This window comes from Burkholderia sp. Bp8994 (genome assembly GCF_003853805.1).
Classification (GTDB): Bacteria; Pseudomonadota; Gammaproteobacteria; order Burkholderiales; family Burkholderiaceae; genus Burkholderia.
Genome location: NZ_QTQH01000018.1, coordinates 1 through 14041, shown reverse-complemented (window position 1 = coordinate 14041; position 14041 = coordinate 1). Strand labels below are relative to the sequence as shown.

General features: G+C 67.2%; 10 protein-coding genes. 8 read left to right on the top strand and 2 right to left on the bottom strand.

Annotation, left to right across the window (positions count from 1 at the left end; all coding sequences use genetic code 11):
* Positions 1 to 42 precede the first annotated feature (42 nt).
* Positions 43 to 2760: a methionine synthase gene (metH, locus tag DIE04_RS20260; protein ID WP_185500391.1), complete on the top strand. Its 2718-nt coding sequence runs from the start codon at positions 43 to 45 to the stop codon at positions 2758 to 2760.
* A 121-nt stretch (positions 2761 to 2881) separates the two neighbouring features.
* Here the strand turns inward: metH and DIE04_RS20255 are convergent, their stop codons facing one another.
* Positions 2882 to 3205 carry a DUF1840 domain-containing protein gene (locus DIE04_RS20255; protein ID WP_044846191.1) on the bottom strand — a complete coding sequence of 108 codons (324 nt, stop codon included), beginning with the start codon at positions 3203 to 3205 and terminating at the stop codon, positions 2882 to 2884.
* A 200-nt stretch (positions 3206 to 3405) separates the two neighbouring features.
* On the opposite strand from DIE04_RS20255, the gene argS reads away from it, so the two are divergent.
* From argS to DIE04_RS20225, 6 genes are all read left to right on the top strand, one after another.
* Positions 3406 to 5187: an arginine--tRNA ligase gene (argS, locus tag DIE04_RS20250; RefSeq protein WP_124520661.1), complete on the top strand. Its 1782-nt coding sequence runs from the start codon at positions 3406 to 3408 to the stop codon at positions 5185 to 5187.
* A 113-nt stretch (positions 5188 to 5300) separates the two neighbouring features.
* Complete coding sequence (locus DIE04_RS20245) at positions 5301 to 6212, top strand: SPOR domain-containing protein (protein WP_044846189.1); 912 nt, start codon at positions 5301 to 5303, stop codon at positions 6210 to 6212.
* A gap of 69 nt (positions 6213 to 6281) precedes the next feature.
* Positions 6282 to 6923, top strand: coding sequence for a thiol:disulfide interchange protein DsbA/DsbL (locus tag DIE04_RS20240; RefSeq protein WP_124520660.1), 642 nt, complete (start codon positions 6282 to 6284; stop codon positions 6921 to 6923).
* A gap of 19 nt (positions 6924 to 6942) precedes the next feature.
* A complete protein-coding gene (locus DIE04_RS20235; protein ID WP_124520659.1) occupies positions 6943 to 7716 on the top strand; it encodes an SDR family oxidoreductase in 774 nt (257 codons plus the stop codon).
* 419 nt (positions 7717 to 8135) lie between these two features.
* On the top strand, positions 8136 to 9731 hold the full coding sequence (locus DIE04_RS20230) for an ABC transporter substrate-binding protein (protein ID WP_124520657.1): 1596 nt from the start codon (positions 8136 to 8138) through the stop codon (positions 9729 to 9731).
* Positions 9732 to 9923: 192 nt separating this feature from the next.
* Complete coding sequence (locus DIE04_RS20225; RefSeq protein WP_124520655.1) at positions 9924 to 11564, top strand: ABC-F family ATP-binding cassette domain-containing protein; 1641 nt, start codon at positions 9924 to 9926, stop codon at positions 11562 to 11564.
* 175 nt (positions 11565 to 11739) lie between these two features.
* Here the strand turns inward: DIE04_RS20225 and DIE04_RS20220 are convergent, their stop codons facing one another.
* The gene (locus tag DIE04_RS20220) at positions 11740 to 12816 is read right to left on the bottom strand and encodes an MBL fold metallo-hydrolase (RefSeq protein WP_124520654.1); all 1077 of its coding nucleotides are present in this window, start codon (positions 12814 to 12816) and stop codon (positions 11740 to 11742) included.
* Positions 12817 to 13153: 337 nt separating this feature from the next.
* Here DIE04_RS20220 and DIE04_RS20210 point away from each other — a divergent pair.
* A partial coding sequence (locus tag DIE04_RS20210) for an isocitrate dehydrogenase kinase/phosphatase AceK regulatory subunit (RefSeq protein WP_185500390.1) occupies positions 13154 to 14041 on the top strand: 888 nt, incomplete at its 3' end.

The following is a 14041-nucleotide window of genomic DNA, read 5'->3' as shown; positions in this document are numbered from 1 at the left end:
CCGCATCAACGCCCGCCCTACCTCATACGAATTCGCACCGCCATGACCGATCACATGATGCGCCTTGCCGGCCTCGAGCCGTTCAACGTCACGTCCGGAACGCTCTTCATCAACGTCGGTGAACGCACCAACGTCACCGGCTCGAAGGCATTCGCGCGGATGATCCTCAACGGCCAGTTCGACGAGGCGCTCGCGGTGGCGCGCCAGCAGGTCGAGAACGGCGCGCAGGTGATCGACATCAACATGGACGAGGCGATGCTCGATTCGAAGGCGGCGATGGTGCGCTTCCTGAACCTGATCGCGTCCGAGCCGGACATCGCGCGCGTGCCGATCATGATCGACTCGTCGAAGTGGGAAGTCATCGAAGCCGGCCTCAAGTGCGTGCAGGGCAAGGCGATCGTGAACTCGATCTCGCTGAAGGAAGGCGAGGACGCGTTCCGCCGCCACGCGAACCTGATCCGCCGCTACGGCGCGGCCGCGGTCGTGATGGCATTCGACGAGACGGGCCAGGCCGATACCTACGCACGCAAGACCGAGATCTGCAAGCGCTCGTACGACTTCCTCGTGAACGAAGTCGGCTTCCCGCCGGAAGACATCATCTTCGACCCGAACATCTTCGCGGTCGCGACCGGCATCGAGGAGCACAACAACTACGCGGTCGACTTCATCGAGGCGACCCGCTGGATCAAGCAGAACCTGCCGTACGCGAAGGTGAGCGGCGGCGTGTCGAACGTGTCGTTCTCGTTCCGCGGCAACGACCCGGTGCGCGAGGCGATCCACACCGTGTTCCTGTATCACGCGATCCAGGCGGGCATGGACATGGGTATCGTGAACGCGGGCCAGCTCGGCGTGTACGCCGATCTCGACCCGGAGCTGCGCGAGCGCGTCGAGGACGTGATCCTGAACCGCCGCGACGATTCGACCGACCGACTGCTCGAGATCGCCGACAAGTTCAAGGCGGGCGGCGCGAAGAAGGAAGAGAACCTCGAGTGGCGCAACCAGCCGGTCGAGAAGCGGCTTTCGCATGCGCTCGTGCACGGCATCACGAACTTCATCGTCGAGGATACCGAGGAAGTCCGCGCGAAGATCGCCGCGGCCGGCGGCCGTCCGATCAACGTGATCGAAGGCCCGCTGATGGACGGGATGAACATCGTCGGCGACCTGTTCGGCCAGGGCAAGATGTTCCTGCCGCAGGTCGTGAAGTCGGCGCGTGTGATGAAGCAGGCCGTCGCGCACCTGATCCCGTTCATCGAGGAAGAAAAGCGCCTGCTCGCGGAAGCGGGCGGCGACGTGCGCGCGAAGGGCAAGATCGTCATCGCGACCGTGAAGGGCGACGTGCACGACATCGGCAAGAACATCGTGTCGGTCGTGCTCCAGTGCAACAACTTCGAAGTGGTCAACATGGGCGTGATGGTCCCGTGCAACGAGATCCTCGCGAAGGCGAAGGTCGAGGGCGCGGACATCATCGGGCTGTCGGGCCTCATCACGCCGAGTCTCGAGGAAATGGCGTACGTCGCGTCCGAAATGCAGCGCGACGACTACTTCCGCGTGAAGAAGATCCCGCTGCTGATCGGCGGCGCGACGACCTCGCGCGTGCACACGGCCGTGAAGATCGCGCCGCACTACGAAGGCCCGGTCGTCTACGTGCCGGACGCGTCGCGCTCCGTGTCGGTCGCGTCGAACCTGCTGTCGGACGAAGGCGCGGCGAAGTACCTCGACGAGCTGAAGTCCGATTACGACCGGATCCGCGACCAGCACGCGAACCGCAAGGCGCAGCCGATGGTCACGCTCGAGCAGGCGCGCGCGAACAAGACGAAGATCGACTGGGCGGGCTACCAGCCCGTGAAGCCGAAGTTCATCGGCCGCCGCGTGTTCAAGAATTACGACCTGAACGAACTCGCGAACTACATCGACTGGGGCCCGTTCTTCCAGACCTGGGATCTCGCGGGCCCGTACCCGGCGATCCTGAACGACGAGATCGTCGGCGAATCGGCGCGGCGCGTGTTCTCCGACGCGAAGTCGATGCTCGCGCGCCTGATCCAGGGCCGCTGGCTGACCGCGAACGGCGTGATCTCGCTGCTGCCGGCGAACACGGTCAACGACGACGACATCGAGATCTACACCGACGAGTCGCGCTCCGAAGTGCTGATGACGTGGCGCAACCTGCGCCAGCAGAGCGTGCGTCCGGTGGTCGACGGCGTGATGCGCCCGAACCGCTCGCTTGCCGACTTCATCGCGCCGAAGGAATCGGGCGTCGCCGACTACATCGGCATGTTCGCGGTGACGGCCGGCCTCGGCGTCGACGTGAAGGAAAGGCAGTTCGAAGCCGACCACGACGACTACAGCGCGATCATGCTGAAGGCGCTCGCCGACCGCTTCGCGGAAGCGTTCGCCGAAGCGATGCACGCGCGCGTGCGCCGCGAGCTGTGGGGCTACGCGAGCGGCGAGACGCTCGACAACGACGCGCTGATCGCCGAAAAGTACGCGGGCATCCGCCCGGCGCCCGGCTACCCGGCCTGCCCCGACCATCTCGTGAAACGCGACATGTTCGCCGCGCTGCACGCGGACGAAATCGGGATGAGCGTGACCGATTCGCTGGCGATGCTGCCGGCGGCGAGCGTGTCGGGCTTCTACCTCGCGCATCCGGACAGCCGCTACTTCTCGGTCGGCAAAATCGGGCAGGATCAGCTCGACGACTACGCGCAACGAATGCAGCTGTCGCTCGACGACGCGCGCCGCGCGCTCGCGCCGCAACTCTGATCCGGGCACGACCGGGGCGGTTCGCCGCCCTTTTGATCAGACGAAATCAAAAAGCCCGCATCGAGCGGGCTTTTTCATGCGCCTTTGCGATCTCGCGATCGGGTCAGGCGGGCAACGCGGCTCAGAAGCCCCAGTGCACGTCGGCCTGACCGGCCTTCGCTTCGCGCAGCATCGTCAGGAACGGTGCGACGCGCTGCGCCAAGCTCGGCGGCACTTCGTGGTGCGCGTGGTCGTCTTCGTCCTCGTGGAAATGGCCGGCGTGCTCGGCACGCTCCTGCTTCGCCTGCGCGACCGCGCCTTCCAGCTTCGCGATCGCGTGGTCCAGTTCGTCGTGCGTAATGACACCGCGTTCGCCCAATTGCTTGCCGACGAGGCCCAGCACGTATACGGCGAAATCCTTCAGCACGTCGAGATCCTGTGCCGCCTTGCTCTTGAACGTAATCATGACTATTCCCTTTTCATCTTGTTGTGCCTGCGCGGCGCGGTTGGGGGACGCCGGCAGGCCGGCGTCCGGCCTCGCGGACGCGGGGCGCCTGAGCGGCATATTAGCACCTGTTAAAATTCTGCGATCCCTGAAACGCGCGCTTAAAAAGCGCGCCGGCCGGCCGGCGTTTCCGGCCGCCACCAACGAAGCCTTCTACCAGCATGCTGCCAGCTCACAAACAGACCCTCGAAGCCCTGCTCGCGGATAGCGTCACGCAGGTCGCACACGCGCTGAAAGGCGCCGACGCAGCGTTCGTCGCCCCGGCCATCACGCTCGAGCGCCCGAAGGTCGCCGCGCACGGCGACGTCGCGTGCAACGTCGCGATGCAGCTCGCCAAGCCGCTCGGCACGAACCCGCGCCAGCTCGCCGAGCAGATCGTCGCCGCGCTGACGGCCCAGCCGGCCGCGCAAGGGCTCGTCGACGCGGCCGAAATCGCCGGCCCCGGCTTCATCAACCTGCGCCTGACGGCCGCCGCGAAGCAGGCGGTGATCGCCGCCGTGTTCGACCAGGGCCGCGCGTTCGGCACGTCGGATCGCGAAAAGGGCAAGCAGGTGCTGCTCGAATTCGTGTCGGCCAACCCGACCGGCCCGCTGCACGTCGGCCACGGCCGCCAGGCGGCGCTCGGCGACGTGCTCGCGAACGTGATCGCGAGCCAGGGCTACGCGGTGCACCGCGAGTTCTACTACAACGACGCCGGCGTGCAGATCGGCAACCTCGCGATCTCGACGCAGGCGCGCGCGCGCGGCCTGAAGCCGGGCGACGCGGGCTGGCCGGAAGCCGCGTACAACGGCGAATACATCGCCGACATCGCACGCGACTACCTGAACCGCGAGACGGTTGCCGCGAAGGACGGCGAGCCGGTCACCGGCGCGGGCGACATCGACGATCTCGACGCGATCCGCAAGTTCGCGGTCGCGTACCTGCGTCACGAGCAGGACATGGACCTCCAGGCGTTCGGCGTGAAATTCGACCAGTACTACCTCGAGTCGTCGCTGTACAGCGAAGGCCGGGTCGAGAAGACGGTCGACGCGCTGATCAAGGCCGGCATGACCTACGAGCAGGACGGCGCGCTGTGGCTGCGCACGACCGACGAGGGCGACGACAAGGATCGCGTGATGCGCAAGACGGACGGCACGTACACGTACTTCGTGCCGGACGTCGCGTACCACGTGACGAAGTGGGAGCGCGGCTTCTCGAAGGTGATCAACATCCAGGGTTCGGACCACCATGGCACGATCGCGCGCGTGCGCGCGGGCCTGCAGGGCCTGCACATCGGCATCCCGAAGGGCTATCCCGACTACGTGCTGCACAAGATGGTCACCGTGATGCGCGACGGCCAGGAAGTGAAGCTGTCGAAGCGCGCGGGCAGCTACGTGACGGTGCGCGACCTGATCGAATGGTCGGGCGGCGCGACGCCGGGCCAGGAAGCAGCCCCCGACCTGATCGACGAGGCGACCATCACGCGCGGCCGCGACGCGGTCCGTTTCTTCCTGATCTCCCGCAAGGCCGACACCGAATTCGTGTTCGACATCGACCTCGCGCTGAAACAGAACGACGAGAACCCGGTCTATTACGTCCAGTACGCGCATGCGCGGATCTGCTCGGTGCTCAACGAACTGAAGTCCCGCTACAACGTCGAAGCGGCGCAGCTGCCGGGTGCCGACCTGTCGCAGCTCACGAGCCCGCAGGCCGTGTCGCTGATGCAGAAGCTCGCCGAGTATCCGGACATGCTCACGCACGCGGCGAACGAACTGGCGCCGCACGCGGTCGCGTTCTACCTGCGCGATCTCGCTGGTGAATTCCACTCGTTCTACAATGCGGAGCGCGTGCTGGTCGACGACGAAGCGCCGCGCAACGCGCGCGCCGCGCTCCTCGCCGCGACCCGGCAAGTGCTCGAGAACGGCCTGGCGGTGCTCGGCGTGTCCGCGCCCGCCAAGATGTAAGCGGCCCGGACCGGGCAGCGAATGGCTGCGGCAGGCGCGCCTGCGACGGGAGCACCCGCCGCCGGATGCCCGTCGCAGCCTTTTCACGATTCTTTTTGCAGGTGACTCAAGCAATGGCACAACCACGCCGAACTTCGAAGCAATCGAAACAAGCCGGAGGGACATTTCTTGGAATCGTGCTGGGCCTGATCGTCGGCCTCGCGATCGCGGTGGTGGTGGCGCTCTACATCACGCGGTCGCCGTCGCCGTTCGTGTCGAAGGTCGCGCCGCCGCCGGCCGACAACGCCGCGAGCCAGCCGCAGCAGTTCGACCCGAACCGCGCGCTGCAAGGCAAGACGCCCGGCCAGCCGGTGCCGCAGGCCGCGCAATCCGCGCCGCCCAACACCGCGCCGGGCCAGGCCGCGAACCAGACCCAGGGCGGCCTGCTGCCCGAACCGCAGATCGTCGAAGTGCCGCCGTCGGGCAACACGAACGGCTCCGGCAACACCAGCGGCTCGAGCAACACCACCGCATCGAACAACGCGTCGTCGGGCAATGGCGTCGCCGTCGCGCCGAAGCCGGCCGACAACCCGCCGCCGCCGAAGAAGACGCAACAGGCGCAGCAACAGCAGCAACAGCAGCAGCAAGGCGGCGAGGACGACCTCGCGCGCTTCGCCGCGCAGAAGCAGGCGCAGCAGGCTGCCGCGCAGAAACAGCAGCAACAGCAACTGGCCGCGAACACGCCGAAGCCGGCGCCGTCCGCGACGTCCGCCGCGGCAGCGAAGCCGCCGACCGCAAGCGACGCGAACACCGGCTACTTCCTGCAGGTCGGTGCGTACAAGACGGAAGGCGACGCCGAGCAGCAGCGCGCGCGGCTGGGCTTCCAGGGCTTCGAGTCGAAGGTGTCGAAGCGCGATGTCAGCGGCGTGACCTATTTCCGCGTGCGCGTCGGCCCGTTCTCGAAATTCGAGGATATGAACTCGGCCCGCCAGCGCCTGTCCGATGCAGGTGTCGACACGGCGGTGATCCGTTTCACGAAGCAGTAAGCAACCGGCCGCGCCCACGCAGAACCCGTTACGTTTCGTAACCCGAGCAACTGATTCGACGTCCACAACATGAAAAAACTGCTTAGCACGCTCCTTCTGTCCCTCGGCCTGGCCGCAGCCGGCTTCGCCCAGGCTTCGCCCACGGCGCCGGTGTCCGGCAAGGACTTCGAGGTGATGAAGTCGCCGCAGCCGGTGTCCGCGCCGGCCGGCAAGGTCGAAGTCATCGAGTTCTTCTGGTACGGCTGCCCGCACTGCTACGAATTCGAGCCGACGGTCGAGGCCTGGGTGAAGAAGCAGGGCAACAACATCGACTTCAAGCGCGTGCCGGTCGCCTTCCGCGACGATTTCCTCCCGCACTCGAAGCTGTTCTACGCGGTGTCGGCGCTCGGCATTTCGGAGAAGGTCACGCCGGCGATCTTCAACGCGATCCACAAGCAGAAGAACTACCTGCTGACGCCGCAGGCGCAGGCCGACTTCCTGGCGACGCAGGGCGTCGACAAGAAGCAGTTCATGGACGCGTACAACTCGTTCAGCGTGCAGGGCCAGGTGAAGCAGTCGGCCGAGCTGCTGAAGAACTACGCGATCGACGGCGTGCCGACGATCGTGGTCCAGGGCAAGTACAAGACGGGCCCGGCTTACACGAACAGCATCCCGGGTACCGCGCAGGTGCTCGACTACCTCGTGAAGCAGGTTCAGGACAAGAAGCTCTGATCCCCGCCCGCGCGCCGGCATGACTACTCCGCTGAAGGTCTTCATCACCGGCGCGTCGAGCGGGCTCGGCCTCGCGATGGCCGAGGAATACGCCCGCCAGGGCGCCACGCTCGCCCTCGTCGCGCGCCGCACTGATGCCCTCGATACGTTCGCGCGACGCTTTCCCAAGCTGTCCGTCTCCGTCTATTCCGCCGACGTGCGCGACGCCGACGCGCTCGCGACGGCCGCCGCGTCGTTCATCGCCGCGCACGGCTGCCCCGACGTCGTGATCGCGAACGCTGGCATCAGCCAGGGCGCCGTCACGGGCCAGGGCGATCTCGCCACGTTCCGCAACGTGATGGACATCAACTACTACGGGATGGTCGCGACGTTCGAGCCGTTCGTCGGCCCGATGACGGCCGCGCGCCACGGAACGCTGGTCGGCGTCGCGAGCGTCGCCGGCGTGCGCGGCCTGCCCGGGTCAGGTGCGTACAGCGCGTCCAAATCGGCCGCGATCAAGTATCTCGAGGCGCTGCGCGTCGAACTGCGCCCGGCCGGTGTCGGCGTCGTGACGATCGCGCCCGGCTACATCCGCACGCCGATGACCGCGCACAACCCGTACCGGATGCCGTTCCTGATGGACGCCGACCGCTTCGCGGCCCGCGCCGCGCGCGCGATCGCGCGGCAGCACGCGTTCCGCGTGATTCCGTGGCAGATGGGCGTCGTCGCGAAGGTGCTGCACGTGCTGCCGCGCTGGCTCTACGACCGCCTGTTCGAGAAGGCACCGCGCAAGCCGAAGGCCGGCGCGCATTGAGTGCGGCGCCAACGTCGCACGCACCGCTCCTCCTTCCACACGACTCGCCGCAGCCGGCGCGGCGATTCTGCCGATTCTGGTGATTCGGTGATTCGGTGATTCGGTGATCCAGCCGATTCGCGTCGATCAGCACCGATCCTCGCCGATCCGCTTTGGCCTGCGCTTTCCCCGCCCCCCATCTCGGCCGCCGGTCGTTCGCCGTCGCGCCTGTCTCATCTCCCCGCCGCTGCGCCGCCCCAGCACGCATTCCGTCGCGAACGCAGCCGTTTCTCGCTCAATTCGCTGCGTTCCGGCGCCTTTTTTCACGCACCGCGCGCTTTGACGGTATGCTATCCGCCAGCCGCGCCGGCCCCGCCTGTTACCGGGCCACGCCCGCATTCCGACACCCAGCAAAAATCACAAGCAACGTGGGAGAACCTATGCACGTCAAGCTGTTCGCCGCGGCCGCCGTCGCCGCCGCCCTCGCCGCCCCCGGCCTCGCCGCCGCCAAGCCGCTCACCGTCTGCACGGAATCGAGCCCGGACGGCTTCGACGTCGTGCAGTACAACTCGCTCGTCACGACCAACGCATCGGCCGACGTGATCTTCAACACGCTCGTGTCGTACGACGAAGCGGCGAAGAAGGTCGTGCCCGCGCTCGCCGACAAATGGGAAGCGAGCGCCGACGGCCTCACGTACACGTTCCATCTGCGCCCGAACGTCGCGTTCCAGACCACCGACTACTTCAAGCCGGGCCGCCCGCTGAACGCGGACGACGTCGTGTTCACGTTCTCGCGGATGCTCGACGATGCGAACCCGTGGCACAAGGTGGCCGGCGCGAGCGGCTTCCCGCACGCGCAGTCGATGGGCCTCGTGAAACTCGTGAAGTCGGTCACGAAGGTCGACGACAACACGGTGAAGTTCGTGCTGAACGAGCCGAACGCGACGTTCGTGCCGATCCTGACGATGGGCTTCGCGTCGATCTACTCGGCCGAATACGCGGACCAGCTGCTGAAGGCCGGCAAGCAGGCCGACCTGAACGCGAAGCCGATCGGCACCGGCCCGTTCGTGCTGAAGAGCTACACGAAGGACGCGCTGATCCGCTACGACGTGAACCCGGCCTACTGGGGCGCGAAGCCGAAGGTCGACCGGCTGATCTACGCGATCACGCCCGACCCGTCGGTGCGCATGCAAAAGGTGAAGGCCGGCGAATGCCAGATCGCGCTGTCGCCGAAACCGCAGGACGTGCTCGCCGCGAAGGGCGAAGGCGCGCTGAAGGTCGTGCAGACGCCCGCGTTCATGACCGCGTTCGTCGCGCTGAACACGCAGAAGAAGCCGCTCGACAACGACAAGGTGCGCGAGGCGCTGAACCTCGCGTTCGATCGCGCGACCTACCTGAAGGTGGTGTTCGACAACACGGCGACGGCCGCGAACAACCCGTATCCGCCGAACACGTGGAGCTACGCGAAGGACGTCGCGCCGTATACGTACGATCCCGCGAAGGCGAAGCAGCTGCTCGCGTCGGCCGGTTTCCCGAACGGCTTCTCGACGACGATCTGGACGCGCCCGACCGGCAGCGTGCTGAACCCGAACCCGAAGGCCGGCGCGGAACTGCTGCAGGCCGACCTCGCGAAGATCGGTGTGAAGGCCGAGGTGAAGGTGATCGAGTGGGGCGAGCTGATCAAGCAGGCGAAGCTCGGCCAGCATGACATGCTGTTCATGGGCTGGGCCGGCGACAACGGCGATCCGGACAACTACCTGTCGCCGCTGTTCAGCTGCAACGCGGTGAAGTCGGGCATCAACTTCGCGCGCTTCTGCGACGCGCAGCTCGACAAGCTGATCGCCGACGGCAAGTCGACCGCCGACCAGAGCAAGCGCGCGAAGCTGTACGAATCGGCGCAGAAGATCATCCATGACGAGGCGCTGTGGATTCCGCTCGGCTACCCGACCGCGGCCGCGCTCACGCGTGCGAACGTGAGCGGCTATCACGTCAGCCCGTTCGGCCGGCAGAACTTCGCGGCAGTCGCCGTGCAGTAACCGCGCGTGGCGCGCAAGCGACGGCGCCCCGGCCCGTCGCTTGCGGCCCGCGCGCCGCGCTTGCTACACTGCGCGCTCATTCCTCATACCGGACGCCAGCCGAAGTGAACAACTAAGCCTTCCCAAAAATGTTTTCGCCGCCGTGCCTCGCACGCCGCGCGCGAAGGGTTTCACGCATTTTCGGAGGTGCTTATGGCTGCTGCCACGCCGACCGGCGCGCTCGTCGCGCTTCATCACGTTTCCTTCCGCTTCGACGACGGCGTCACGCTGTTCGATTCGCTCGACCTTTCCATCGACCGCACGCCGACGGGCATCGTCGGCCGCAACGGCGCCGGCAAGAGCCTGCTCGCGCAACTGATCGCCGGCCGGCGCACGCCGAGCGCGGGCGCGATCGACCGGCACACGCCCGTCGCCTACGTCGCGCAGCAGCACGACGACGCACCGGACACCACGCGGACCGTCGCGGAATTCGCCACGCTCGATGCGCCGCTCGCGGCCCTCGCGCGCCTCGCGGACGGCCGCGCGAGCGCACACGACTTCGACCTGATCGGCGATCGCTGGGACCTCGCCGAGCGGCTGCGCGCGGCGCTCGACGCAGCCGGCCTGCACGACGTGCGCGCCGATACACCGGCACATGCGTTGAGCGGCGGCCAGATGGCGCGCGTCGCGCTGATCGGCGCGTTGCTCTCGGAGGCCGGGCTGCTGGTGCTCGACGAACCGACCAACCACCTCGACGCGCCGGGCCGCGCGTGGCTGCGCACGGCACTCGACGGCTGGCGCGGCGGCATCGTGATCGTCAGCCATGACCGCGCGCTGCTCGCGCACGTGCAGCGCATCGTCGAGCTGACGCCGCACGGCGTGCGTACTTACGGCGGCAACTACGCGCTGTATCGCGCGCAACGCGACGCGGAACAGGATGCCGCGCAGGCCGCGCTCGAGCATGCGCGCACCGAGCGCGGGCGCGCCAGGCGCCGGCTCGAACAGGAACACGACACGATCCAGCGCCACGCGGCCGGCTCGCTGCGCGATGCGAAGACGGCCAACCTGTCGTCGGGCGCGAAGCAGCGGCGCAAGGGCGCCGCGCGCAACATCATGGGGCAGGTGCGCCGCGACCAGAGCGCGTTCAAGGCGACGCTCGACGAACGCGTGCAGGACGCAGCCGCGCGCGTCGAAGCCGACGCGCCGGTGCTCGTGTCGCTGCCGGGCACCGAGGTCAGCGCGCGCCGCCAGCTGTTCACGCTCGAGCGCGCCCGACTGCCGTGGCGCACCGCCGGGCGCGCGGACGCGATCACGTGGTCGGCCAGCGGCCCGGTGCGCATCGCGCTGACGGGCCCGAACGGCTGCGGAAAATCGACGTTGCTGCGCATGCTCTCCGGCGAACTCGCGCCGCGCGCGGGCACCTGCGCGACGCACGTGAGCGCCGCGTATCTCGACCAGCGGCTCGCGCTGCTCGATCCCGAGCGCTCGATCGTCGACCAGTTGGGCAGCCTCGCTACGCCGCTCGCCGAAGGCGAGCTGCGCAGCCGGCTCGCGCTGCTGCAGCTCGATGCCGCGCGCGCGACGCAGCCGGTGCAGCGCCTGAGCGGCGGCGAGCGGTTGAAAGCCGCGCTCGCGTGCGCGTTGTGGCGCGGCACGCCCGCGCAGCTGCTGCTGCTCGACGAGCCGACCAATCACCTCGATCTCGAATCGGTGCGCGCGATCGAAGCCGCGCTGGCCGGCTTCCCCGGTGCGCTGGTGGTCGCGTCGCACGACGCCGCGTTTCTCGCGGCGCTCGCGCCGACGCACACGATGCAATGGCAGCGCGACGGGTGGCGTTACGAACCCGTCGCGTGATTGACGCTCACGGTCGTTCGTCGTTTCGCGTGATGTCCGATTCGACGAACCGCTGCCTGACGAGCCGCTCCGATTCGAGCAGGCCTTTGCCGATAGGGACGACGGATTTCGCGTTGTTGGAACGGCACGGACCGGGTTGAACGCTGAAAACGAGGGAACGTCGGGCCGGCAGCGCTCAGGCCCGCGCGAAGCGAATCACGCCGTCGTCGCCCTGCTCGCGCACGAGTTCGCCCGCAAGCCACAGCAGGTTCAGGTGCGCGAGCGCCTCGCCGAGCGCGAACGTCATCTGATGGATGTCGAGCTCGCGGCGGCGGAACATGATCGGCACGATGTCGGCGGCGCTCGCCGGCTTCTCCGCGCAGGCGACGCGCACTTCGTCGAGCCGCGCGTCGTGGTGCGCGCGCAGTTGCGCGATGCGGGTGCGCACGCCGCGGAACGGCTTGCCGTGCGACGGCAGCACGAGCGTGTCGGGCGCCATCGTCTCGTAGCGGCCGAGCGATTCGAGGTACAGCGCGAGCGGGTTCGCTTCCGGTTCGAGATCGAACACGGACACGTTGGTCGAGATGCGCGGCAGCACCATGTCGCCGGAGATCAGCACGCCGTCCGCTTCGCTGTAGAGCGCGCAATGTTCAGGCGAATGGCCGTAGCCGGTGACGACGCGCCACGTGCGCGCGCCGATCGTCACCGGGTCGCCTTCGCGCAGGCGCCGGTAGCGCGGCGGCACGGCCGGCACGAGGTCCGAGTAATAGCTGCGACGGTTGCGCAGCTTGTCGAGCGCGGCCGGATCGGTCAGCCCGTGACGCGCGAAGTGATCGGCGGCGGCCGCGCCGCCGGCGTTCGAGCCGTTGCCGGCCGCCATCAGGCAGCCGAACATGTATTCGCCGAGCGTCATCCACAGCCGCACGTTCCAGCGGCGCCGGTCGCCGCCTTCGCAGATCCAGTTCGCCAGGCCGAAGTGATCGGGATGGCAATGCGTGACGAGCACGCGCAGCACCGGCAGCCCGTCGAGATGCGTGTCGAAGATCTGTTCCCAGTGCGTACGGATCGCATCCGACGAGATACCGCAGTCGACGATCGTCCAGCCGGCCTGTCCGTCGATCTCGTCGCGCAGCAGCCAGAGATTGATGTGATCGAGCGAAAACGGCAGCGGCATGCGCAGCCAGCGCACGCCGGGCGCGACCTCGAACGTGTCGCCCGCGACGGGCAGCGTGTCGGCGAAGGGATAGTCGAGTTGGTGTTCCAGTGCGTTCATCGGTGGGGTGTCTCGTCGTTATCGGTGCGAATGCGAATGCGGGCGCGGGTGCGAATGCAAGTGCAGGAGCGCGCGGCATGCCGCGGCGGGCATCGCGTCGATTCTATCGCCGTCGCGCGAAACGCGTGCCGGCGCGCGCCGGACGGTCAAAAAAAGTTCGTGTCAGAATCGGTTCCGTACCCGTATCTTTACGCGAAGATGCATCGAACGGCATGCAACGGCGAGCAACCCGCCCATTGACGGCGCTTGGGCGCGGGACCCCGAAAGTCATTGAAACGCCGACTTGGGCGCTAAAATGGCGAGTGCTTACAGCCCCTCTTCAACGAGCCTGCACGCGATGAATCACTTCCCCAAACTGCTGTCGTCGCAAATCGGCTTCGACGTCGCGCAGACGATGCTCGAATACTTCGACCGCCACTACCGGATCTTCCGGGAAGCCGCCGTCGAGGCGAAGACGCTATTCGAGCGCGCCGACTGGCACGGCCTGCAGCGGCTCGCGCGCGAGCGGATCACGTCGTACGACGATCGCGTGCAGGAGTGCGTCGAGCTGCTGGAGGACGAATACGACGCGGAGAACATCGACGACGAGGTGTGGCAGCAGATCAAGCTGCACTACATCGGCCTGCTCACGTCGCACCGCCAGCCCGAGTGCGCGGAAACGTTCTTCAATTCGGTGTGCTGCAAGATCCTGCACCGCTCGTATTTCAGCAACGATTTCATCTTCGTGCGGCCCGCGATCTCGACCGAATACCTCGAGAACGACGAGCCGGCCGCAAAGCCGACCTATCGCGCGTACTACCCGGGCACCGACGGGCTCGCGGCCACGCTCGAGCGCATCGTCACGAACTTCCAGCTCGAGCCGCCGTTCGAGGATCTCACGCGCGACATCGGCTGCGTGATGCAGGCGATCAGCGACGAATTCGGCCAGTTCGACGCCGCGCCGAATTTCCAGATCCACGTGCTGTCGTCGCTGTTCTTCCGCAACAAGAGCGCGTACATCGTCGGCCGCATCATCAACGCCGATCGCGTGCTGCCGTTCGCGGTGCCGATCCGCCACGTGCGCCCGGGCCTGCTCGCGCTCGACACCGTGCTGCTGCGCCGCGACCTGCTGCAGATCATCTTCAGCTTCTCGCACTCGTATTTCCTCGTCGACATGGGCGTGCCGTCCGCGTACGTGGATTTTCTCTGCACGATCATGCCGGGCAAGCCGAAGGCCGAGATCTAC

Coding starts and splice junctions, on each gene's coding strand:
- DIE04_RS20225 (WP_124520655.1), top strand. CDS start 9,924: ATGGCTGCTGCCACGCCGACCGGCGCGCTCGTCGCGCTTCATCACGTT.
- DIE04_RS20220 (WP_124520654.1), bottom strand. CDS start 12,816: ATGAACGCACTGGAACACCAACTCGACTATCCCTTCGCCGACACGCTG.
- DIE04_RS20245 (WP_044846189.1), top strand. CDS start 5,301: ATGGCACAACCACGCCGAACTTCGAAGCAATCGAAACAAGCCGGAGGG.
- DIE04_RS20230 (WP_124520657.1), top strand. CDS start 8,136: ATGCACGTCAAGCTGTTCGCCGCGGCCGCCGTCGCCGCCGCCCTCGCC.
- DIE04_RS20235 (WP_124520659.1), top strand. CDS start 6,943: ATGACTACTCCGCTGAAGGTCTTCATCACCGGCGCGTCGAGCGGGCTC.
- argS (WP_124520661.1), top strand. CDS start 3,406: ATGCTGCCAGCTCACAAACAGACCCTCGAAGCCCTGCTCGCGGATAGC.
- DIE04_RS20255 (WP_044846191.1), bottom strand. CDS start 3,205: ATGATTACGTTCAAGAGCAAGGCGGCACAGGATCTCGACGTGCTGAAG.
- DIE04_RS20240 (WP_124520660.1), top strand. CDS start 6,282: ATGAAAAAACTGCTTAGCACGCTCCTTCTGTCCCTCGGCCTGGCCGCA.
- metH (WP_185500391.1), top strand. CDS start 43: ATGACCGATCACATGATGCGCCTTGCCGGCCTCGAGCCGTTCAACGTC.